We start from the raw sequence: 22016 nt of genomic DNA, 5'->3' as shown, positions 1-22016 counted from the left end.
ACTCAGTCCAACTTTAACGGAAATTTCGCCCTGATTCCAGGAATTAACGGAAATCAGAATATGCTGCAACAGGCTTGAACCATGAAATCCGGGTGTTTTCAAGTCCAGCCTTTAGCGGAAAACGACAGCTGCGAACCATGAAGTTTGTGATCGACCCTCGGCTCGCCCATCTCGGCGAAGCAGATCTTGCCGTCCTTGCTGAGCGGTACTTCGCTGGCGATCGCGCAGGCGATTTGGTGCAAGAATTTCGGCTTCAGTGCTCACCGAACCAGCTGTACCGATTGGTTCCGCCCAGACTTCTTGCTGATCACCGGTGTGAGGCCTGCGGTGCCCCATTAATTCAGATGCGCCGCGTGGGTGTGGCGTTGAGCCATGGAATGGATGCCATACGCTGTTCCGCGTGTCATCACCGTGTGAAGGGGGCCTGTCGATGCGATGCCTGCCAAGCGAAGAAACGGCAGCAGGCACACGCGGAAGTCACGCGGGAACACAAGGCGCGGGAAGCGTATTGCAAAGGACAGTGGAGCTACGGCGAAGTCCAGTGTAACCCCGAGGATCTTTCGGTTGATAACGCCGTCGCCCTGCTCGCTTTGGTGCGATGTGGAGGTTGGGTATCTGATACGGTCATTGGACGCATCGATGCTTCCGGGATCCCGTTTGCGCCCGAAGGGCTCATAGGCGGTCATCTTGTCGCCGCGTTGATCTCATCTGGGCTGATCGCGCCTGCGCTCGACTCACCCATCGATGCGTTTGAGACAACAAGAACTCCGATGCAGGCCTTCATGGATCGCGTTCACTGGCGAATCCTGGCAGTGTCGCCGATGTTGCTTGTACAGCGCCTTGAGGAGCTGTGCCAATTCGGTGAGTGGCCTGCAGCGTGGTACAACGGCTTACCTGAGCTGCAACTCGCCCTTGCTGTTGCCGAGTGCCGCGAATTTGCGGATCTTTGTCTGACGGAACGCGGACTGCCTGCGGCCGGGCATCTTGCTGCCGAGGCGCTGTTCAAGAACCTGCTCACCGACTTTTCCGTGTCACAGTGCTTTCGCATCATCTGGTCTGGCGCGATGGCTAGCATCGACTTCATCGCACGCACGAATTCAAGTCGGCGTCATGGCACGAACTATTTTATCGGCGCGTGCCAGCGGTGGGCGGACAGAGCCCGAGCTGAGGGGCGGACCATCAAATCCGGCTTCCGAAACGGACGTCGGCCACGCTCACAACTTAGCTACGTTCTCTATGACGTATTCTTGGGGGTCGGCGAAATGGGCTTCAGCGAGCCCTTGCGTGCATCCCCGTGATAGTAGGCGCGTAGAACACTCGCAGTAGGAAAGGTGCTCACGTGCGGAATCTCATGTTACTGACGGCCTACGCCAGTTCCTCGCCGAAAACCTGACAAGGCCGTGCCTCGGCGTCATCCCTCGGCGTGTCCAGCACCTTCAGCAGCGGACACGAGCCCATGTCCTCACCCAGAAAGTCCGAGTATCGGAGCCTGATTCTTGGCCCAACACGGCCGGCAGGTATGCGGGAAGATACCCATTACGTGCTATCGGCCACGAGCTGCCCGTCGGCACCCGATCCGGATAGCGGTCATTCGGGCGAGGCTGTATGCTCTACGCCTACATGTTACATCGATGTGGTCATCCAACTATGCGGTCGGATGTTGCACATCGTGTCGTGTTATTTTCATATTCGTATAGTTTGCGTTTTTAAACATTGGCTTGCGGGCCGTGTTATGCGGCATCCCGATGTTATCCGGTAAACTGTCGCCCTAAAACAAAGTTTGACTTGCTGACGCCACACCGATATGCCGACCATCTATTTCGACGAAGCTGGAAATACGGGCGCAGCCTTAACCGACCAGGCGCAACCGGTCTTTGTACTGGCGTCTACCGACATGACGGATCAGGAGGCGGGAAACTTGCTCGCCTTGGTCAGCACTCCACAAGCTCGTGAGGCAAAGTTCACATCGCTTCGGAAGTCTGATTCCGGACGTCGACGCCTCTTGGATCTCATCAGAGCCGAGCAACTTGATTTAACTCGGGTCAAGTCGATCGTGATGCATAAGCGGTTCATGGTTGTCACCAAATTTGTGGATATTATTGAAGAGACCCTTGCGCATGCCTCAGGTATTGACCTGTATGAGCGAGGCGCAAACCTTGCGTTGGCGAACGTGCACTACTTTGCCTCCCCTGTATTCTGCGGTACAGCACCGTTCGATGAATTCCTTGAATCATTCGTCGAAATGGTGCGTCGTCCTTCTCCTGACACCAAGTCGCGTTTTTTCTTGGCCGCCCGTGAAATGTACGAGCGATGCTCCAATGAGGACCACAAGTCATCGTTTGCACCATACATCTATGCTGAGCGATGTATTGATGAAATTCTCGATGGGGTGAACTACCTCGCGCTGGACCCAGCTATTCCATCGTTCTTCTCGCTCTGCACAGTTTGGGGGACGAAGTACGCCGAATCGTTCCATGTAGTCCATGACGACTCGAAGCCTATGGCCGCAGAAAGGGCTACCTTTGAGGCGATGATGGATCGTTCAATCGAACCAACCGTCATTGGATACGACCGGAGAAAATTTGAGTTCCCACTGAAGGCTACGGGAATTACCTTTGCGGACTCGGTGTCACATCCGGCTCTGCAATTGGCAGACCTCATCGCGGGAGCAACTTCGTATTGGGCTGCCGCGATGGCGCGAGGGGAAGAAGATGAATTTGCTCAAGCGTTGGATTCTGCAGGTATTCAACGGTTTGTGTTTGACGCACTTTGGCCATCAACCGACGTTACGCCGGAGGCACTCGGTACGGACGAAATTGGGGGTATCAACGCACCTGACCACATCGCGAAGGCTCTTGCCGGAAGGAAAACCTAGGGTTCGCATTGTCAGGCGGAGCGTTTTGTCTAACTTGGCAATTAACCTCGCTCCCTTCGGTCGCTGGACGCTGCGCCAAAGGGCGGCGCAGCGCCGGTTATTTCTACTACATGGACTCCCCCGGATTTCAACCGGGATTTTCTAGGTGCACCGCATTTCCTCGCTCCTTATTCCTCGCGCGTCGTTCGTTCATTCGTCGATTCGAGTCGGGACAAACTGCAGCTCTACATACGGCCTGTTGGTGAGCGACACGCGCTCTGGCCCTGATGACAATGCGCCGCGCGGGGCCCTCATTCGTTAGTCGGTCTGGCGTCGCCGCCTTTGAATTAACCAGGGTCGCCCGCGTCGGTTTGAACCGTCATCGCATCAACGAAGTCCTCGCAGCGTGAGGAAGTAAAACGCCTTGCCTTTCCTTGCAGACTAGACGGCGCTCGCGCGCCGATACGGCTCGCCCTTGGCGAGCATCGCCCAGATCATCCGTGCATGTTTGGCCGCGAGCGCTACCGCTGCCTTACGGTAGCCGCGCCGCTCGATCAGCGATCGAATCCAGTTGCTCAACCGGTCGTCCTTGGTGCCGAGCGCGGCGAGTACCGCACGGGTGCCGTGAATCAGCAGCGTGCGCAAATACACGTCGCCCTGTTTGGTGATGCGCCCCAGGCGCATCTTGCCGCCGGTGGAGTATTGGCGCGGCACGAGACCGAGCCACGCGGCGAATTCGCGTCCGCTCTTGAACACCTTCATGTCGGCCACGCTCGCGACAATGGCGGTGGCGGTGATTGACCCGACGCCAGGCATTTCCATCAGCCGCTGGGCGGCTTCGCTGTGGCGCGCGAGCGCTTCGAGTTCGCGATCGTAGGCGAGAATCTGTTCGTCAAGCGCGCGAATGCGCTCATTGACCTCGCGGAACAGGCGTCGTGCCAGTTCGGGGATGGCGTTGCCAGTGTCTTCGAGCGCCGGCGCCAGCTTGTGGCGGAAGCTGTAGCGCCCACGCGGCAGCACCACACCGAATTCGCACAACATTCCCCGCAGCTGGTTGATGAGTGCCGTGCGCTGGTCGGAAACTTCCTTGCGCACGCGATGCAGCATCAATACGGCCTGTTGCTCGACCGATTTCACCGCGACGAAGCGCATGTTCGGCCGCCCAACTGCTTCGCAAATCGCCTCGGCGTCGTTGCCGTCGTTCTTCCCGCTCTTGCGGTACGGCGCCACAAAGCGCGGTGCCATGATCCGCGCGTCATGACCGAGCCGGCGCAACTCGCGAGCGAAATGGTGCGCGCCCGAACAGGCCTCCATGCCGATCAGGCAGGGCGGCATCTGAGCGAACATCGGCAGCAGATCGGCCCGTCCCACGCTTCGTCTGAGCAGCACCTTGCCATCCCTCCTGACTCCATGCACACTGAATACATTCTTCGCCAGGTCGATACCGACAGTGGTAACGTTCATTTCGACTCCTCCTCACCGTGATTGAGACTTTCGCAATCCCAATCTGGCACACGGATGCCGCAGGTGCAGGGGGAGTCCATTTCATTCGTTAGCCCCCAGAATCAACCTACTGCCCAATCAACCAACCAGGGATCGCAATGCGAGAACTCCTTTCCATCGTTGCAGACATCGCGACCATCATCACCGCTCTGTGCGCCACCGGAATCCTCGTGCGAATCAATATTTATCTGAGCAGCAACTCAAGCAAGAATGCTGCTCAACGCGCAAGCGGTACGGGCAACAACCAGAACATCAAGCAATGATCCCGATCAAGCAAACTGCGATCGGAAGCCACAACTCACAGGTGACCAAGGTCTTCAATCGACCTTTCGACCCCGTAGACATCTGCGCAAGCAACATTTCGCAGATCCTTAAGAAGATCGCGCACCTTGACTTTCTGACCACTTCCGCTGGCCGTTTGCGCCCACCGAACATCTCGGCCAAGAACGAAATCAATGCCATTGATGCGGCTAACTCGATCCAAATTGAGGAAACGTACTCTCTATGGGATGAGATAACCGACTCAATCCGATCTGATGCCGAAGGCGGCATAGCATCGGACTACGCGAAAGCCGCCTACATATTGAATCAGCTCTACTTAGCGAAGTTTCAGAAGGACTTCCCTGGATTCAAGATTCATGCGATAGGCATTTACTGTGAAAACACGGGCGCCAACCTTGATGAAGCGCACGTGCTAGTTCATCTGATGCATTACATGTACCTTAGTTGCCAGTTAGGACTAACCCCATGATCCGCATTGGTCAGTTCAGCACACCGCAGAACAGCTCCCTGTTCCTAGCCACCCGAATTGGACTTCATCTACGGAATCAGAAGTCGGAGTCGCTACTGGCGCTTCAGAAGCGATACTGCTCCGAAGCTACGCCCGGAATCAGAACCACTTTTACCGAAAGCCTAATTCTGCTATTTGCGCTCGGCAAAGTGTCCTTCGATCCCCAAACAGATCGCGTGGTCTACGATGAAGATTCGTAGAATCTCATCCGATATTCCATCGTTTAGAACGGTCGAGTTCAACAAGAACTTCTCGATTGTTCTAGGCGTTGCCAAGAGTCGAGGCGAAGGCAAAAGCCACAACCTTGGCAAGACCACGCTCATTGAACTCATTGATCACATACTCTTTGGCTCCCGGGATTCGGAGCGTATCAAGGCGATAAAGGAGAACTTTCACAACCCAGTCTTTACGGTCGAACTTCGCATCAATCGCGAGAAGCAACTGGTCGTAGCTGATTACTCGAAAAAAAAGAAGGCAGCATTTTCCACTGAAATCAAGCAAGCGTACGAGTACTTCATTCGATTCCAAGATGACTACAAGGATGAGTTCAGAAAGGTTTCGATCCGAGGAAAGGACCTCAGCTGGAAACCCCTTCTTCTCCGGCTCATGGGCTTCAACGAACGCCCCCTTATTGAAAAGTATGAGATCGAGTCCACAATTCAAGACTACGACAAGTTCATTGAAATAGCAGCCAGTAGCGGAATGAAGCGAGAAGGCAGAACAGAAGAGATTTCGAGACTCGAAGGCCGCCGAGAAGAGTTGCTGAGCGCTATCAGCGATCTCAACTTCGGAAGTATCGAAGACTCGACGTCAACCCAACTCGCCTCCGAGATTGACGCGCGACTCTTGTCGGCCAAGCGCGAGTTGTTCGTCCAGCGCAAGGAGTTGTCAGCGGTCACCGAGGCTATTCGTAACACCGCTTTTGTCGAGTTCTCGCCTGAACGGATAGAACAAATCTATGCCGACCTGAGCATCTACTTCGGCGACCAATTGAAGCGTGATCTATCTGATGTCGAGGAGTTCTTCCTGCAGGTGACCCAGAACCGCACCACCGCATTAAGCGCCATGAAGAAGAGGCTACTGGAACGCGTAGCCTCTCTAGAGGAAGAAATTTCGATTCTCAACGAGAAGCGCGCCCAGTACCTTCAACTGATCGTAACGCGCGGATCCATTGAGATTTACCGCAAGCTCTCAACCCAGCTGGCGGAAACCGAGACCGAATTGTCGCTTCTGAAGCAGGACGTTTACAAAGAGTCAATTCAAACAGCAACTGCTGAACGCACTCTCTTGAGGACTCAGCAACTGACACTGGCCGCCAAAGTCGCTTCAGAAATTGACGAAAACGACTCAACCTTTCGAGAGATCAAGAGTCATTACCGAGAGATTATGGCCGAAGTCATGGATATAGATTCTGAGATCGTGATCGAGAAGAATTCAACTGGCAATCTTGACTTCAGAACGATCTCTTGGCGCGACAGAAGCCCATCTCAAGAACTAAAGGGCGAGATGGCCAAGAAGATCTCATGCGCAGCCTTTGATGTAGCTCTGCGAATTGTCAACAACAACGACTCGGGATTCATCATTCACGACGGCGTAATTGACAATGCAGATAGAAACATCAAGAAAAAGTTCATCGAAGCAATGAAGGCAAGATCCACGCAGTATAATTTTCAGTACATCATGACTGCGATTAGCGACGATTTGCCGGATTCCGTTGCAGACGACGACATCGTAATTGTTCTGAGCGACCGCTCCGAGAAGGAACTACTCCTCGGAAAGAGCTTCTGATCCAGCAACCTGCATCCACTGAGGGCTAACCCCTCGACGTACCGGACCGACAAAAGCTGTGCTTTTGCTGTCCGGTGATTTCCACGTTAAGGGTCCGCTTTCGCAGGACTCGACCGTCCGCTTGGGGTCGGTTCAAGACCGTCGTAGACGGAGAGGGGCGCCGCTCAAGTCAGGCCAGCGAGGCGCCCCCGCCAGAAGCTGTCGGCGTGAATCTTTCTGCGGCGCGGTCATCCGCATGTTCCTCCACGCTTTCGAAGAGCTGCAATCCACATGACTTCGCTGCGGTTGAACTCTCCTACTGTTCGCCACTATATTCACATCATGAAAAAAATCCTAACAAGCTTTCTGGCGTGCGGTGCATCTGTGGCGGCGGCCGATTCCAATCCATACACCGTAGAGTCAGCAATTTATAGAGTTGAGGTTCCCTACCCAAAGAGCAAACAGATAGGATTTGGAACCGGGGTTCTTGTCGCTCAAGACAAGATTCTTACCAACTGCCATGTCTTGAAAAGCCACCCAGGTTGGCCTCAGGTAGTTCATCGTAAAACTGGCCAGCAGTTTTACGTGACCAAGCACTATAATCTTGGTAAGCATGACGCATGCATTCTTGTTGGCGGCTTCGCTGGCACCCCCGTTCGGCTCAGCGCTGATATTCAGGAAGGGCAGAATGTCTGGATCTTTGGTTATCCAGCGGGTTTGCCTGTCGTGGGTCAAGGGACAATCAAGGGGCTCGTCGATACGGACGCTGGCAAGTCCATTCTTTTGGCTGCATTTTGTGCTCCGGGATCGTCCGGCGGTCCGGTAGTGAATGTGAAAGGTGAGCTCGTAGGACTGAATTGGGGTGTTTTCAGATACCAGAATCAATGCCTTTCTATTCCGGCATCCTTCATACAGCCATATTTAACCGCTGGTTGAGAATATATCTGAGAAGCAAACCTCAAGAGCGTTTCGAGTTTCCGCTCATTGCCTCCGCGAGAGCACAAGAGGTAATCTCAGCCAAACTATTTCGGCAGTTGCCTGAGCCTACGCACGGAAGCAGCGCGGCGTCGGCGCGCTGCTCGCGCCTGAACGGCCGTTTCTTCAAACTCACTACGTCCGCATTGGGTCGATACCGGCAGTCCGATGAGGGGAGACCTTCCGTTTCGACGGGGCTGAGCGCCCTGCGGCAGTTGTGGGTATGCACAGCTGCCGCTCACTTTGGCGCAGGCCGACTAATGGGTCAGGCCGATGAGTTCACTTCGGCTTTCCGACACGTTTCAGACTAGAGCCACCGGTTGAGCGGCAGCCATGCTGGATGGGAACGGCACGTGTTGGGTGCTGCCGGTGATCATGATCATCGACCCTCGTCGTCACGTCGTCCGACTGCCTGATCCTTCTGCGTTGTCAGTAGGTGTGGACATTGAAGAAAAAAATGACCAAAACGCGCCTGAAACCGTGGACATTTGCGGGCGAGGTCGAAAGCCCTGTAAACACGGTGGATTCAGGCTATGTCCACAGATGTGCAACACGCACCTGCCTCGCAAGGGCGGCTGCGGAACGACCTACCGAACCTATGCGCAGTACGGGTTCATGAAGATCGGGGCCGGACAAGTCCGACGCCACGACCAGGCACTCAAGCGGTCGTACTGGAAGGGAATGCTCAACCTCAACGGCCCGGATGCGGACATCGAGGCGGTGAAGACCTTTGCGCTGACGACCGACGAGGTGCCGCGGGAAGTTCTGCAAGCATTCATGAGTGAAGCCGCGCTCGCCAAGTACGACGCGCAGAAGCTCGAAAAAGCCGTGGCCGCGCGCCAGGGCGATCTGTTCTGAAACCACGCCGCTTGCCCTTCGGGGGGGCGGCTGAACGTGGATTGCACAATCCACAAAAGGAGGTGATCAACTTGAATCATGCGCCGAACCGGGTAGTCTGGAATCAGGAGGGCCGAAACATCATGCCGACATTCCAGATTACCTACGACGACGAAGGCCACGTAAATCGCAGCCTTCAGCAACTCGCCGAGCAGGATGGGGTTTCCCCGGAAATCCTCATCCACCGCGCGATCGCGGCGTACATCGACATGCGGATCCCCGCAGCCGAGCCGCCCGAGGACTTCGCGCCGAAAAACCTCTCGGACTTGTTCGAGGGCCATTTCGGAACGAAGAAAATCTAACCGTCCCCGTTACATGGGGCGAGGAGGAAGAAATGCAAACCTCATCGCCCCCTCAAGCGGGGCAAATCATTTGGGGTCGTTTCCCCGAGATGGAGCATGTGTTCGCCGACGAGTGCGGCAAAGCAGGACGTCCTTGCCTCGTGCTTGAGATGTCCGACGAGGGACGCAACGGCAGCCCGGAGGTGCTGGTCGCATATGGCACGTCTCAACATACCGAGCGCCAAGGGCGTGGCGAATTTGTGCTGACTGTCAAAGAAGCACCGTTCCTGCGCAAGTCCACGAAGTTCTGCCTTGAACGCCGGATGTGGCTTCCGCTCGCGAGATTCGCGGCCGGCGGCCAAGTCGAGGTGGCGGGCGCATTGCCACGCAATGCACTCGTGCGCCTCCAGCGCGCAGCGGTCGAAGCAGGCCTCATGTAATACGAAAGCCGGGCAACCGGCACAACAACCGCCCGAGGGGTTCCGCCCCCTTCGGGCGGCGCTCTCCGGGCTCAACTCTGGAGATGTCAATGTTGACTCAGTTTTGCGGTGAGTCTAGGGTGAGGGGCATGAAGAAGCACGTTGCCAATCTTCCCCTCGATGCCATCATCGGGAGCGCCAAGCGCGCGACCCAAAAGGCGGCACGCGATGCCGTCGCGGCAGGGCGCACTGTCGCCGGGTGGAAGGATGGCCAAGTCGTCGAATATGGGCCGGGCGCTCTTCCTCTCTCGCCGATTGTGAGCGAAGAGGGAGGGGGCAATGTCCGCGGCGCATCGTAAGACACCCCCCACCCTTACCTTGGTGGCCGGACCAAATGGCTCCGGCAAGACGACTATCGTTAGTGGTCTCCACGTCGGGAGCAATCTCGGTGTGCTGGTCAATGCCGACGAGATCGCGCTCGCCTTTGCCAAGCGCAAGGGCGAAGCGAGCCCGAGCGTGGAGACACAGTGGGAAGCTGCGCGCTCTGCGGAGGATATGCGCTGGGCACTCGTGTCACAGCGAATTTCCTTCGTGGCCGAGACGGTCATGTCCGATCTGGAGCGTTGGCGTCGTTTCCTGACGGAAGCGAAGGCGCAGGGCTACCGGATCGTACTGATTTTCGTCACGACGGCGCATCCAGCGATCAACGTCGCGCGGGTGTCCGAACGAGTGCAGGCCGGAGGCCATGCGGTCGAGCCGAGCAAGGTCATTGCCCGTTACCACAAGGTCATGGACGAAGCCTTGCCGGTGATCCTGCCGATGGTCGACGAGGCGGTTCTGTTCGACAACAGCAGTCCGGAAGCGGGTGCCGTCGCCGTGGCCGTCATGCAAAAAGGGGCGCTCGTGATGCGAGTGCCCGAAGATCAGTTGCCCAGCTGGACACGTCGTCTCGGCAAACGGCTGAAAATCTAGCGCCGTCCTGGCGCAATACCAACCGCCCGAGGGGTTTCGCCCCTTGGGCGGAGCTCTCCGGGCTCAACTCTGGAGAAGCCAACATGCAGCAAGTCAAAAAGATCGTGATCGTCGCCAGTGGCTCGGAAGAGGGGGCCGTCGACATGGCTGTTGAGGAAGCAATGCGGCGTATCGAGGCCGGAAATCTTTCCGGTGGCGATCGCAACGAGTCGGGCGCCTTCTACTTCGACGTGACCGAGAACGTGTCGACGGCAGAAATGCCCGCCGGCGCCGACGAAGGCGGGGAAGAGTCCTCCGAGGTAGTCGAGGCAGACGCCCCGCAGTCGTTCGAGCAGATCGTCGAGAAGGCGCAGCAGGCCTTCTGGCAGGCAATCGCGGAGTCGTATCCGACGATTACCTCTGGCGACCTCTGGCCAGATGCAAGTCACGCGTTCGATGAGCACTGCAAGGCGGCGGCGCGGTTCTGGGTGGAGGGAAATCTTCCTGCCGGGTCCATCGTCCGCACGGAAGACGGCTATCGTCTGACACGGACGGAGGAGGGCGACTACACCGACGGCGACCTGACGTATGGCTCGCTGAAGGAGATGGAAGTCGATTTCTACGTGCTGGGTCAGTCGTGACCAAAAGATAGCGGGGAAACCTGCTGCCGACCATTCAACACCGAACCCCGTCTGGCGCATCATGCGCTGGGCGGGGTTTTGTTTTTGGGAGCTTGAACTCGATGCAAAGTGGTATATCGTCTAAGCGATGCTCATATCCAGGGCAGCAACCTTAAAGGATTTTCGATGACGCAATCCGCCAACCTGTTCGCGCAACGCTACGACGACAGCACCTCCACCAGTCGCAACCTGGGCACCATTCTGGATGTGCTTGGGGATACCCAAACGAGCCGCGTGACGCTTTTCGCGTCGCCCGAGCACGACGAAGGCCTCTACGATCCCCGCACCGATGGCCCGACCACGAACCTGCCGCTGGTGGCGGCGCTGGCCGAAATCCGTGTGACCGGCGCCAAGCCGGTGCACGTCGTGTTCGACGGACTCTTCCTGACCGCACAGCGCAAGCCGCGCTACGACGAAGTGAAGTCGCTGCTCGATGCTGCGGTAGCCAGCGGCAAGGCGTTTGTAGCAACCGAACGCGCCCCCTTCACCTCGTCGCTGCCGCCCAATGAAGCGGCGCAGGCGCTGCTGAACGTGGCGGCGACGGCAGTGCCCCTCAATGAATCCTCGCGCCGAAGCTATTTCGGGCAACTGGCGAATCTGTCCGAGACGGAATACCAGAAGGTCTTCGCCTAAACGGACGCTGCGCGGGCATCGCAACGATACTGCATTCGGAGGTGTTCTCATGATTGACGGCCTCAACCCAAGCCAAGAGCGCGCGGCGACGCATGACGGCGGCCACTGCCTCGTTCTCGCGGGGGCCGGCACGGGGAAAACCCGCACGATAATTGCCCGCGTAGCGCACCTCATCAGCACCGGCACGCCCGCGCCGCGCATCGTCGTCATCACATTCACTCGGCGTGCGGCGCGCGAGATTGTCGAGCGCGTGCAGCATCAGCTCGGCAAGATGGCCGAAGGTCTGCGTGCCTCGACCTTCCACGCCTTCTGCATGACACTGCTGCGCCGCTACGGAGACGCCTTCGGCACCAAGAATGCGACCGTGATCGATCCGGATGACGTGAACGCGCTCTTCAAGCTCGTGCGCGCATCCTTGCGGGACAAGTCCTTGCCCAAGGCGGCAGAAGTCGTCAAGGTGTATAGCTTCGCGCGCAATGTGTCCGTGTCGATCGCGGAGGCGTGTGCGCGGCAAGAGCTCGAAGTGGATGTCGATGCGGTCATCACCCTCTGCAAAGCGTACGAGCAGCGCAAAAAGGAGCGCGGGTATCTGGACTACGACGACATCCTGCATATCGTCGCCAGTGCGCTCGAGCGCGATGCGAAAATCCGTGAGCTCGTGAAGCGCCAGATCGACGAATTGCTAGTCGATGAAATGCAGGATTCGAATCCACTTCAATGGAGGCTCCTCGACCAGTTGCGCGATCCGGCTCGCCTCTTTTGCGTGGGCGACGACGCGCAGTCGATCTACCGCTTCCGTGGTGCCGACATTCGCAACATCCTGGACTTTACCGCCCGCGTGCCGGGGGCGTCCGTACTCAAGCTGCAAGACAATTATCGAAGCACCCAAGAGCTACTGGACCTGTCGAACTGGCTACTCGACCGCTCCCCGATCGACTACAACAAGCGGCTGCGCGCGACGCGAGGGCAGGGGTGCAAACCCGTTCTGCGCGAGTTCTGGAGCGATTGGGACGAGGCCGATTGGGTCGCCGACGATCTGCAGGAGCGCTACCGGGGCGGGGCGGCGTGGCACGATCATATGGTCCTTGTCCGCAGCGCATTCGGCGGCCGTGGGATCGAGCGGGCCTTGCTCGCGAAAGAGATTCCCTACCGCTTCATCGGCGGGGTGAAGCTGCTCGAATCGGCGCATGTACGCGACGTGCTTGCGGTGCTGCGGCTAGTGGCAAACCATCGCGACGATCTGGCCTGGATGCGCCTCCTGCAGCTCTATCCGAAGATCGGCGAGGTTACTGCGGAGCGCATCGCCAACACATTTGTGACGATGGACAAGCTCGAAGCGTGCATCGCAGATCTGCGCAAACGCGCGACGGCGCTCGCGGATGCGGCCAAGCTGCTCGAAGCCGTGCGGCAGGGGGGTGATGCCCCGGCGACCGTTTTCAAGAAGGCGGCTCAAGCCATGGCGCCCATGCTTGAGATCCGTTATCGCAACGACGCGTGGGATCAGCGCAAGCGCGATTTTGCCGTCGTCGAGAAGCTGGCGAGCAAGCACGACACGATCTCCGGTTTCATTGAGGAATACCTGCTCGAACCCATGACGCTGAGCGAAGTGGCGAAACTCGACGAGGACGATGCAGTGTCGCTCATCACGATTCATTCGAGCAAAGGCACCGAGAAGCCGGTTTGCTATATGCCGGGCATGAATCCGGGGATGTACCCCCATGTGCGCGCCCTGCATTCGGAAGACGAGATTGAGGAGGAGCGTCGTGTGACCTACGTTGCCATGACTCGCGCCCAGGATGAGCTGATCCTCACGCGCTCGGTGCGAGCCTTCAGTTCCGAGCCGGAAGCTGAGGATGCGTACTTTCTTAGCGAACTGCCCGACGGACTTGTCGAGATTGTGGTGGACGAGAACGCGAGGGGACGCGATTTTCGGTACTCGGCATGGTGAGTGGTGGATCCGCGGCAACAGGGTGGCGTCGCGCCTCGGAGGGTCAGTTCCGGGGCTGGAGTGTGCAGGGCGGTTGTGATAGCGTAACGGCATCTTTGGGCGCAGTGCGTCCTGGACGGTAGCTGAGCCACAAATCAGCCTTTCAATCCTCCCACGCGGGCCAATCAGCCCGCGCCGGGTCGGTTGCTCCGCATCACCCAAGGAGCAACCATGCAAAGCACTTCCCGCCTCGGCGCCGCGATCAGCGCGGCCCTTGCAGCAGGCTTGCCGCCCTCGTTGGTGGCTGCCGTTCTCACCATCCAGCACCGTGGTCGGCTGCGCCGCCTGTTCAGGCTGTTCGCCGCGCGATTTCTGGAATCCGTCGTTGAAGTCCGTATCTCCCCGGCGAGCCGTCATGCGGCCACGCGCAGGGTGCGGGCGAAGGCGACGGTCGATCTTGTCCGTGCAAGACTCGGTGCGCTCGGACAGGCCCGACCCACCGATCAGGACATGCTCGAATGGGCGCGCGAAGCGGATCTTCCGCGCATCGTGCCCTTGCATCGAGCGGCCTGAGCAGAATCGATTCTCAATCGCCCGAGGGGTGTCGTCCCTTCATGGGCGGCACTCCGTGGGCATCACCTGGAGTAACCCATGAAACGAGCCCCCCTCAGTGCGCGGGAGCGCGCACAACTTCAACGCGATGCCGCCGATGTGCGGGCCACCGCGCAGCGCAAAGGCCTCACGCTCGATGCGTGGGAAGAACGCGAAGAATCAGCCATCGCCCGCGAGCACTTTGAGTTGGGCTGCTGGCTGTACTGGTATCAGCACCAGGTCTATCGGGAGGGCAAGGACGGACTGCAGGCACGGATCGAGTGTGCCGAACGGATCTTCCTCGCCGGCTTCACGAACCCGAAATACAAGTTCTTCACCGTCTTCGATTTCGGCGAACGCCAGTTCGATACGATCTTCGAGATGGGAGACAGCGCACAGGTGCTGGAAGGCCTGCGCGAGCGTCTCAAGAAGGACAAAAGCGGCAAGATCGCTGAGGCCTTCACGTATTTCGGCTGGCCGCAAACCGCGCCCGACTTGCTCGCGGCGTAAGACGACACGACCCGGGTGACCGGTTCGACATCAACCGCCCAAGGGGACGAACACCGCTCCCCGAGGGGCGGCACGTTCCTCCGGGCAAAACCTGGAGAAAATCATGTCGCAAAAAATCCTGTTCCCCGGGCGTTACCGCCTGACCAAGCGGTTCGTGGGGTTGGCAGCCGAACCGTCGCGATTCTTTGAGCCCGGTGACGAGTTCACGGTCACTGCGATTGAGCCCGACGGGAGTGTGGGTCTCGTGTTCGTGCCGGAGTTCGGCGGATGGACCTTCTACGAAGTTCCTGCCCGGCCGATTGGTCGGACGCGCATGCGCTACGTGGCAAGAGACCTTATCCCGTATCTGGGCGCTCTAGTCGGAGTGTCCGGTTTTGGGGTCTATTTGGCGGATGGCGCAGATGCGATGCGATATGGGTTGGCGGTGACCACAGCGCTGTATTCGGCTGCAGTGTTCTACGGAACCCCGATGCTCGCTCGCCTGCTCTGCCGTCGAAAAAAGTGACAACCTGACCATCTTCCAGTTGTTGGGGCCACATCCACCGCCCGAGGGGTTCGCGCCTCCGGGCGCTGCCTCACCGGGCCTCAAAAACGAGGTTCGCCATGAACATGGAAAAAGTCAGGGAGCTCGTCTCCCAGCATTCGACGCAGACCTACATCAGCCGTGGGGTCGAGGTGTCCGGGGATGGCACGGTGACGTGTCGTTTCTCGGCCTTCGACGGTTACGCCGAAGAACCCGATTACCTGCTGCTGACGATCCGCGACGGGGAGTACACGCTCATCGAGTGGCCGTTCGATGGCCCCAAGGTGCTGGCCACCGGCCGTGCATTGGGGATGGTCATCGAGCCGGCGCAGATTCAGGAGCGCCTGGCCACGATCACGGCCGCTGCAAGGGAGCGTATGAGCCAATGCAGCGCCGATCTGGTTGGCGCAATCGGAGGGGCTGAGATCAACTTCATGACCCCAGAGGAGCGCATGGAGCGGCACCAGCTCATGCTGATGATGCCGACGTTCGCTGAAGAGCGGGAAGCGGCGCGTGAGCGTATCGCGCAACGCATCCTGCTTCGGCGTCAGCACCGGAAGGCTGCATAGGAAGCACCACGAGGCTCGCCACACGGCGCAGCCGACATCAATCGCCCGATGGGATGAACACCGCCCATCGGGGGCGGCACGTTCCTTCGGGCAGCACTCAGGAGAAACGCATGTCGCAAAACAACGGTTGGACCCAAGGCCCGTGGGCGTGGGAGGAGCGTCACCTGGATGGCAAGCGCATTGCGACGCTGCTGGTCACCAAGCACCGCCCGGTGCCTTGCAACGATTCGGTGATCTTCGCCCTGCGCGAAGACTGGATGGGGCCGCTCTGCCCCGAGCGCGAGGCGGCCAAACAGATGGTGCTTGCCACGCCGACGATGCTCGATGCGCTGCGCAAGGCCGAGGCGGTGCTCTCGCAGTTGCAGGAGCAGCCCGAGCAGGCGCGCGACATCATCCGGCAGGGCTACTACGGCCATGCGCTGGTGCGGTGTCGCAGCGCGATTGCGGAGGCCACGCCGCAAGCTGCCTCCCATCCGAATGAAACCCATTTCCCGGCATTCACCTTGCCGGGCGACTGGGAGGAAGCCGAAAAGAACCTCTACGTCCGTTACTACGACGACGTGGCGTTCATCGAGGCGCGGGCAAATGGTACCAAGGTGCGTGTCCAAGCCAAGGTCAATGGCATGTTGGGCGGCATCATGCACGCATGCCAACAGATCGGCGAAATCGAGGTCAGTCAGAGCAACCAGGAAGCGATCAACGTCGCCATCGGTTCGCTCGAAGCCCTCATCGCGTCGCATTCGGCCGCGCGCTGAGATCACAACCCCTCGCGGGACCCTCCCGCAGCAGGGGGGGCGCTCCGCAAACAGTGAAGGAGCCAACAATGGTCATCTGGCCGAAAGAGGTCAGCCGCAGCGATGCGGCCTGGCAAGAAGTCCTGGCGTTGCTCGAAGTCTTACCGCTGGTTGCACGGCGTCCGTTCCCATCGCGGAGCGCGCAGTGCGCGGGGGGCGACGTCGAGTGCGCTGACGAACTCTTGGTGCGGCCGACGATCACCGTCGACCGCCGCCAAGTTTCGGCGCCGTACTTTCAGTACCGACTCGCCTTCGGTGCCGCGGTCTCGGTTTATGGTGCGATCGCCATCGACAGCGTAGCGGAACTCGCTGAGTTCCGCCGCGTGATCGATGCGGCGCTTTCCCGCGCCCGCGCTGCCACCGCGTCCGATGCGGACACGGTGTATGGCGAGACCTACGTTTCGCTCGGCGAAAGCCACACGAAGCACGAGGACGTGATTCGCGCCCTGATCGCTCGGGGCCAGACGCGCCTTAACCTGCAGCCGATGGCTGCGTAGAAGGTTCGGCACGACCGAATCGTCTTTCAATCCGCCCGCGGGGAATCTGTCCCTCGCGGGGCGGATCCTCCTGGGCAGCAACAGGAGAAGACCATGGTGTACTTTCGCATCAGAACGGCCGAGGGCCGGCGTTATGTCGGATCGGTCCAAGGATTCGGCGGGCAACTCGGCGGTGGCGCGGCCCATCTTGGGCCTGAGCGCGAGAAGGAAGTGGCGCTGCGCGAGCTGCAGCACTGCATCGATCACCTCAAGGCCACTGGGCGTTGGGGGGGGCGCGTGCTCGAAGTGAAGAAAGCGCCCGGGCACTGCTACGTCAAGTCCGTCAAGGATTGGAAGGTGCCGCACGATGGCGCGTTCAACGTCTGCCATGTCCCTCTCGCGGGGGCAACGGTCGAGGTGCTTTCCGACGAAGCGGTGCGGGCCATTCCGCCTGGAACGTGTCTTGAATCGATGCCGGACGAAAAGGTGACCGAGGCAGCGCGTTTGCTGGCCGGGAACCCGGACGGCAAGGCTCCGGGCAGCCGGTTCCAGATCGGCGATCGGGTGAGTTGGGTCAATGACTATGGCGTGAAGTTCCCCGAGCGCACGATCATCGGGCGAGACGGCGGCGACGGCGACGAGCCGCGCTACTTCCTCTCACCGCACGACGCGTGGTGGATGTCCATCCGCGAATCGCAACTGATCGCGGATGCCGACGATCCCGTGGTGGCCGTCGAGGCAGGGCACAAGATCCGCAATTTCGAGATCGACAACGTGCCGTGGTTCTTGGTCGGTCTCACAAAGACAGCCTGCCGGACGCTCGAGGGGGCATTGCAGTTTGCCCGTGAGAATCCGCAAAGCTGATTTTTCAATACATTGAGGTGATACACGATGAGAACATTCAAGGGAGTGATCAGGACCGACATCGACGGCTCCGACTGCGAATTCGAATTCGAGGTAGCCGATGACGCCACTGAGGAAGAGATCGAAGTGGAAGCGCGCGATGCGGCCTTCAACCACATCGAATGGAGCTACAAAGAAGCGGCATCCTCGTGATGGCGTAACGGATAGCTGATTTCTCAGAATGGTGCCCGGGTCGCAGGGCACCGAGCATCAATCGCCCGATGGGTTTCTCGCCCATTCGGGCGAGTAGGTGGTCGAAAAGGTCATACTTTACGCAGACATCGCGTTCATCGTTTGGTGGGCGGTCTTTTCCACCTACATGGCAATCAAGGAGATGATCAACCATGAATGACTTCGTTCAGGGCTTCATCAAGGGCGCCAAGGAGACCCCGAAAGGGTTCTTCACGCCGGCCATCGCCCTCTGGCGGTTGCTGGTAGGGGTCTCGGAGTCCCTGACCAAAGAGAAGGTCCGGTAGCACCACGCCTGACTTCGCCCGTAAAGGCACGCAACCCCGGTTCGCTTTGGCGGCCGGGGTTTTTCACGTTCACGGTCCGGCATGTCTTGCGCGTCATCGACGCCGCACACATCGGCACTTGAAATCGGGATGTGCCGTGAGAAGCTGGGTCCAAGTAAAATTGCAGAAGGCATGGAGAAGCACATGGCCAACACTCAAGACGCACTTGACCCAATGGAGCTCGAACTGCTCGCCGATCTTCCGATTACGCCCACTAGCCATGTCGGCTTCAGTGCGGTACTTGATGAAGAGACCGATGTCTTCGACGTGATGGCGACCATCGACGGGCAGGTGCATCGGACCGGAATTGGTGTGCTTTCTCAGGGCGAGTTCGATCGCAGCATGCCGTTGTTTCTCTCATGGGCGGCCGCACACACCAAGGGCATGGGAAAAGCATGAAAACCAAAGACATGATCGCATCGATGCGAGCGGGAAATTTCCACCGCCTCGAAGCAGCCGCGCGAATGGAGGCACTGCTTACCGCCGTTGAGTCGCTCCAGCGCGTCGTGGCGGACTGCCTGGCCCGAGAAACCCCTGAAGCTCAAGAGGCGCTGCGCTTGGCTGCGTGCGCGCATAGTGGTTCATAGGTCGAAGGAAGGACATGGGAATCGGTTTCAAAGACTTCAGGAAGGCACCGAAGCTCCTGGGCTTCGCGTCCGGTCCGTTTGAAAGTGCGGTCGAGGCAGCGAACGCTTGGATTGTCGAGCATTCGGCCGATGTCTTGAATGTTGAAACGCTGACGGATACCGGCGGTATCGGGGGAATCTCGTCAACCAGCCAAGATGGTGTTCGTGTCTGGTATCGAACCTAAGCACGAAAAGGAATTGAAATGTCGTTGCCAGACGAGGCCGCTCGAATTGCTCGCCGATTCATGGAGAATCCCAAGGGAGAGTCAATTCGTGTGTTGGTGGGTGTGGTTGGCTTGCTGCTTTCGCTCCCTCTGCTGCACTTGTTTCTCCAAGGAATATTCAGCCTTACTTTTCTATAACTCGCGCTAACCGGAAAAGAAATCATGGATCAGACAGTTGAACAAGCTCAAGCCGCGCTGGCCGCCGCGAATGCCGCCTACCAGAGCGAGCTGGAACGCGACTGTGAACGCAGCGAAGGGAGTGGTGCTCAGGAGCGTCGCCGTGAAGAACACCTGCAGGCACTTCGCGACGACATTGCCAGGTGTGAACGAGAACTTGAAAAGGTTCGTGTCGCTGCAACCAAAGCCGGCGCCCACTGATTGGAAAGGAGTATCAAGTGGAAAAAGTGCAGATTGACGCTGGACACGCCGACAAAATCGAGTTCACCGGCGAGCTGATCGCTGAGATCAATTGGTCGCTTCGTAATCTCGCTTTCTCGGCCCACGCCAAGGCATATCGCACCGACACTGGCCGGTTGGTTGTCAGCGTCGACGAATGGGAGGATGAGAAGCCCGAGCCGCAGCCGCACCAGATCCGTTACGCCATCGTAGAGTTGTCGTCCTTGGAGACAGCGAGCCGACGCGGCCCGCTGGCAAGGTTCTTCAAGGGCGACGTACAAGCGACACTACTCCAATCGATTTACACGGCTTTCCCGAGCTTCAATAACCGCCCCGCGGGCGATTTCGCGAAGATCCTGTTGGACCGACTAGGCTACGGACCGGCCGTGCTGCGGCAGGTTTGACTGGAAGGGAAACGTGACCATGAGTGAAGAAAGTAGGCCTGGGGTTCTGACTGGGTTGCTCCTCGGCACCGGGTTTGCGGGCATTCTTATTCTGCCCCTGATCTTGATGCGTCGGTTTGGCATTACGGTCATGACGCTGATCACTACCGTTGGCATGAGCGTATTCGCGGGCGTACAGCCGTACATGCGCGATTGGGCTGTTGCTGCAGCTGCAGAGTGCTCCGGACTTTTATGCGCAGCCGAAGTGCTGGCGAACCTCGTTGGTGCTTTACCTTCTTGGGGATGGTGGGCTGTTGCAATGACTGGTTGGTGTCTAGTCATCCTGCGCTACAAGTTGGGCTTACCGTACGACATCGCGGGCGATCGGCCCAACTGACCGAAAAAATGTTCCACGTACTATTGGGTGCGCTCTTTTCGATTGGCTCCGTGGCATGGATTGTCTTGGGGCTTCTCTGGCTCACGCGGTAGTTGGAAAGGGGAAGATGGTGGGCAAGCATTGGACGGTCGAGATCCTTGCGGCCGATGGGCGTAAGCGGAAGTACCATGAGCCGCTGTTCGTGACGCCGGATGGGCTGCTGGAAGGGTTTCCAGAGGTTGAGCATCAGTTGTTCGTCAGTGCGGACGAAGCCCAGGCGGCGCTCGTCCGGTCGGGCTACGTCGGTGTCACGAGCGTTCGCACGGTGAGCCTGCCGACGCTATTCCGGACAGCGCGCTACAAGCGATGGGCCGCGGAGGTGAAGCCCATGCCTGAAGGGGAGCGGTTCGTGGAGCCGCGATTGAGCCTAGAAGACGCTTTCGCGCTCTACCAGAATGGCGGTCGCGAGGCGTTACGGCAGCGCTACACGCGCACGCACGTCGCGCAACTCATGGCCCGGTTTCGCAAGGAAGGGTGGTTGAGTCCAGAAGCCGAGGAACATCAGTGAACATGCAAGAAAGCGTTGTGGCTGTTTCGCCCCACTGGCATGGTCCGAAATTGCTCGCGACCTGCGCTAGCGAAGTGGTAGCGGCCAAGGCGCGCGACTTTCCAAGCGGATCAGTGCGTCGCGACCAGAATCGCAAGATTGGCGTGGTGCCAACCCCCTTCGGCGCCATGGAACTATCCGTATGGAAAGATCCCTTCACCTCCGATGCAATCGAGTGCTGTGTCTATACCGGGGTGCTGCTCGGCGAACATGAAGATTATCGCGGCGATGCCCGGTTCACGTACTACAAGCGGGCCAAAGGGTACGACTGGCTATCCGATCGTGGTTTACGGCTGTGCATGGACGCACATTCTGAGGATGCGATCGCGCTTTACGAATTGCTCGCATCAGAAACAGGCAATGACGCGGCGATGGATTTCAACATGGAGGGGCTCCTCTTTGCCGACCGAGTTCGCATCGCCCCGGAGTACCGTGGATCGGCGGCGTGGAAAGCACTCTACTTCTGCACGATGTCGGCGGTGTTCGCGCATCAGAAGCGATGCTGCGAGCACTTCACGTTCTTTGCGCACCCCTTCTTGTCGCAAGAGGACAATGCGCCCGATGACCCTGCGAAGCTCGCACAGGGCGCCCGAGACTTGCGGCGCTTCTATGCGGTGCACCTTGACGCCAAGGTGATTCGCACGGCTGCCGGGCCGACGGGCTACATGCGCGCACCAGTGCCGGATGCGATCTGGACAGCCTTTGCTCCTTGAGCGTCGGCGCGAGCCCTTGCGAAACACGTCGGGCACGCATATGATTCGTACATCTTCTGGCTCGCTTTTGAGCCGTCGACGGTAGCTGGTACCACCGTACAAGCCAGCCTTACACCAACCCGCGGGGTCATTC

Annotated in this window: 32 protein-coding genes; 31 read left to right on the top strand and 1 reads right to left on the bottom strand. The window is 58.8% G+C overall.

All coding sequences use genetic code 11. The features are described 5' to 3' along the window. Window positions 1–137: 137 nt before the first annotated feature. Both GO615_RS05960 and GO615_RS05955 read left to right on the top strand, forming a co-directional pair. Window positions 138–1298, top strand: coding sequence for a hypothetical protein (locus GO615_RS05960; protein WP_169126124.1), 1161 nt, complete (start codon window positions 138–140; stop codon window positions 1296–1298). Window positions 1299–1804: 506 nt separating this feature from the next. Next, a complete protein-coding gene (locus GO615_RS05955) occupies window positions 1805–2875 on the top strand; it encodes a DUF3800 domain-containing protein (RefSeq protein WP_169126123.1) in 1071 nt (356 codons plus the stop codon). Between the two features lie 420 nt (window positions 2876–3295). Here the strand turns inward: GO615_RS05955 and GO615_RS05950 are convergent, their stop codons facing one another. Beyond that, window positions 3296–4318, bottom strand: coding sequence for an IS110 family RNA-guided transposase (locus tag GO615_RS05950; RefSeq protein ID WP_169126122.1), 1023 nt, complete (start codon window positions 4316–4318; stop codon window positions 3296–3298). Window positions 4319–4455: 137 nt separating this feature from the next. Between GO615_RS05950 and GO615_RS05945 the strand changes: the two genes are divergently transcribed. From GO615_RS05945 to GO615_RS05810, 29 genes are all read left to right on the top strand, one after another. After that, window positions 4456–4620: a hypothetical protein gene (locus GO615_RS05945; protein WP_169126121.1), complete on the top strand. Its 165-nt coding sequence runs from the start codon at window positions 4456–4458 to the stop codon at window positions 4618–4620. Then, window positions 4617–5108, top strand: coding sequence for a hypothetical protein (locus GO615_RS05940; RefSeq protein WP_169126120.1), 492 nt, complete (start codon window positions 4617–4619; stop codon window positions 5106–5108). Before GO615_RS05945 ends, GO615_RS05940 begins: the two co-directional genes overlap by 4 nt. Before the next feature lie 225 nt (window positions 5109–5333). Next, the gene (locus GO615_RS05935) at window positions 5334–6935 is read left to right on the top strand and encodes a DUF2326 domain-containing protein (protein ID WP_169126119.1); all 1602 of its coding nucleotides are present in this window, start codon (window positions 5334–5336) and stop codon (window positions 6933–6935) included. 270 nt (window positions 6936–7205) lie between these two features. Beyond that, window positions 7206–7850 carry a S1 family peptidase gene (locus tag GO615_RS05930; RefSeq protein WP_169126118.1) on the top strand — a complete coding sequence of 215 codons (645 nt, stop codon included), beginning with the start codon at window positions 7206–7208 and terminating at the stop codon, window positions 7848–7850. Between the two features lie 372 nt (window positions 7851–8222). After that, window positions 8223–8747, top strand: a complete 525-nt coding sequence (locus tag GO615_RS05925) for a hypothetical protein (protein WP_169126117.1) — start codon at window positions 8223–8225, stop codon at window positions 8745–8747. Between the two features lie 71 nt (window positions 8748–8818). Next, window positions 8819–9088, top strand: a complete 270-nt coding sequence (locus GO615_RS05920) for a hypothetical protein (protein ID WP_169126116.1) — start codon at window positions 8819–8821, stop codon at window positions 9086–9088. Window positions 9089–9120: 32 nt separating this feature from the next. After that, the gene (locus GO615_RS05915; protein WP_169126115.1) at window positions 9121–9507 is read left to right on the top strand and encodes a CcdB protein, toxin of addiction system; all 387 of its coding nucleotides are present in this window, start codon (window positions 9121–9123) and stop codon (window positions 9505–9507) included. A 128-nt stretch (window positions 9508–9635) separates the two neighbouring features. Continuing rightward, entirely contained in the window at window positions 9636–9845 is a 210-nt protein-coding gene (locus GO615_RS05910) for a hypothetical protein (protein WP_169126114.1), read from the top strand. Then, complete coding sequence (locus tag GO615_RS05905) at window positions 9826–10458, top strand: ATPase (RefSeq protein ID WP_169126113.1); 633 nt, start codon at window positions 9826–9828, stop codon at window positions 10456–10458. The genes GO615_RS05910 and GO615_RS05905 overlap by 20 nt, the downstream gene beginning before the upstream one ends. 83 nt (window positions 10459–10541) lie before the next feature. Beyond that, window positions 10542–11078 carry a hypothetical protein gene (locus GO615_RS05900; protein ID WP_169126112.1) on the top strand — a complete coding sequence of 179 codons (537 nt, stop codon included), beginning with the start codon at window positions 10542–10544 and terminating at the stop codon, window positions 11076–11078. A gap of 165 nt (window positions 11079–11243) precedes the next feature. Further along, the gene (locus GO615_RS05895) at window positions 11244–11750 is read left to right on the top strand and encodes a hypothetical protein (RefSeq protein WP_169126111.1); all 507 of its coding nucleotides are present in this window, start codon (window positions 11244–11246) and stop codon (window positions 11748–11750) included. A 49-nt stretch (window positions 11751–11799) separates the two neighbouring features. Then, window positions 11800–13698 carry an ATP-dependent helicase gene (locus GO615_RS05890; protein WP_169126110.1) on the top strand — a complete coding sequence of 633 codons (1899 nt, stop codon included), beginning with the start codon at window positions 11800–11802 and terminating at the stop codon, window positions 13696–13698. Between the two features lie 210 nt (window positions 13699–13908). Then, window positions 13909–14250: a hypothetical protein gene (locus GO615_RS05885; RefSeq protein WP_169126109.1), complete on the top strand. Its 342-nt coding sequence runs from the start codon at window positions 13909–13911 to the stop codon at window positions 14248–14250. 78 nt (window positions 14251–14328) lie between these two features. Further along, window positions 14329–14778 (top strand): hypothetical protein, encoded by a 450-nt coding sequence (locus tag GO615_RS05880; RefSeq protein WP_169126108.1) that lies wholly within the window; start codon window positions 14329–14331, stop codon window positions 14776–14778. A 103-nt stretch (window positions 14779–14881) separates the two neighbouring features. Further along, complete coding sequence (locus GO615_RS05875) at window positions 14882–15283, top strand: hypothetical protein (RefSeq protein ID WP_169126107.1); 402 nt, start codon at window positions 14882–14884, stop codon at window positions 15281–15283. 98 nt (window positions 15284–15381) lie between these two features. Continuing rightward, window positions 15382–15870 carry a hypothetical protein gene (locus tag GO615_RS28845; RefSeq protein WP_246262166.1) on the top strand — a complete coding sequence of 163 codons (489 nt, stop codon included), beginning with the start codon at window positions 15382–15384 and terminating at the stop codon, window positions 15868–15870. A 53-nt stretch (window positions 15871–15923) separates the two neighbouring features. Continuing rightward, window positions 15924–16625 (top strand): hypothetical protein, encoded by a 702-nt coding sequence (locus GO615_RS05865; protein WP_169126106.1) that lies wholly within the window; start codon window positions 15924–15926, stop codon window positions 16623–16625. A 68-nt stretch (window positions 16626–16693) separates the two neighbouring features. Then, a complete protein-coding gene (locus GO615_RS05860; protein ID WP_169126105.1) occupies window positions 16694–17161 on the top strand; it encodes a hypothetical protein in 468 nt (155 codons plus the stop codon). A gap of 93 nt (window positions 17162–17254) precedes the next feature. Then, window positions 17255–18004 (top strand): hypothetical protein, encoded by a 750-nt coding sequence (locus GO615_RS05855; RefSeq protein WP_169126104.1) that lies wholly within the window; start codon window positions 17255–17257, stop codon window positions 18002–18004. Window positions 18005–18031: 27 nt separating this feature from the next. Next, window positions 18032–18196: a DUF7167 family protein gene (locus GO615_RS05850; protein ID WP_169126103.1), complete on the top strand. Its 165-nt coding sequence runs from the start codon at window positions 18032–18034 to the stop codon at window positions 18194–18196. 191 nt (window positions 18197–18387) lie between these two features. Next, window positions 18388–18519, top strand: a complete 132-nt coding sequence (locus GO615_RS29180) for a hypothetical protein (protein WP_281358696.1) — start codon at window positions 18388–18390, stop codon at window positions 18517–18519. 183 nt (window positions 18520–18702) lie between these two features. Beyond that, on the top strand, window positions 18703–18957 hold the full coding sequence (locus GO615_RS05845; protein ID WP_169126102.1) for a hypothetical protein: 255 nt from the start codon (window positions 18703–18705) through the stop codon (window positions 18955–18957). Next, on the top strand, window positions 18954–19145 hold the full coding sequence (locus GO615_RS05840) for a hypothetical protein (protein WP_169126101.1): 192 nt from the start codon (window positions 18954–18956) through the stop codon (window positions 19143–19145). Before GO615_RS05845 ends, GO615_RS05840 begins: the two co-directional genes overlap by 4 nt. 14 nt (window positions 19146–19159) lie before the next feature. After that, window positions 19160–19369, top strand: a complete 210-nt coding sequence (locus GO615_RS05835; protein ID WP_169126100.1) for a hypothetical protein — start codon at window positions 19160–19162, stop codon at window positions 19367–19369. 201 nt (window positions 19370–19570) lie between these two features. Then, on the top strand, window positions 19571–19786 hold the full coding sequence (locus tag GO615_RS05830; RefSeq protein WP_169126099.1) for a hypothetical protein: 216 nt from the start codon (window positions 19571–19573) through the stop codon (window positions 19784–19786). Between the two features lie 17 nt (window positions 19787–19803). After that, entirely contained in the window at window positions 19804–20208 is a 405-nt protein-coding gene (locus GO615_RS05825; RefSeq protein ID WP_169126098.1) for a hypothetical protein, read from the top strand. Between the two features lie 19 nt (window positions 20209–20227). Continuing rightward, entirely contained in the window at window positions 20228–20584 is a 357-nt protein-coding gene (locus GO615_RS05820) for a hypothetical protein (RefSeq protein WP_169126097.1), read from the top strand. A gap of 106 nt (window positions 20585–20690) precedes the next feature. Next, window positions 20691–21131, top strand: a complete 441-nt coding sequence (locus GO615_RS05815) for a hypothetical protein (RefSeq protein WP_169126096.1) — start codon at window positions 20691–20693, stop codon at window positions 21129–21131. Then, window positions 21128–21883, top strand: coding sequence for a hypothetical protein (locus tag GO615_RS05810; protein ID WP_169126095.1), 756 nt, complete (start codon window positions 21128–21130; stop codon window positions 21881–21883). The genes GO615_RS05815 and GO615_RS05810 overlap by 4 nt, the downstream gene beginning before the upstream one ends. Window positions 21884–22016 lie beyond the last annotated feature (133 nt).

Origin of the sequence: Aromatoleum evansii, assembly GCF_012910805.1 — a bacterium.
GTDB classification, from domain to species: Bacteria; Pseudomonadota; Gammaproteobacteria; order Burkholderiales; family Rhodocyclaceae; genus Aromatoleum; species Aromatoleum evansii.
The sequence above is the reverse complement of the archived record's forward strand: the minus strand, read 5'-3'. Positions and strand labels throughout refer to the sequence as shown.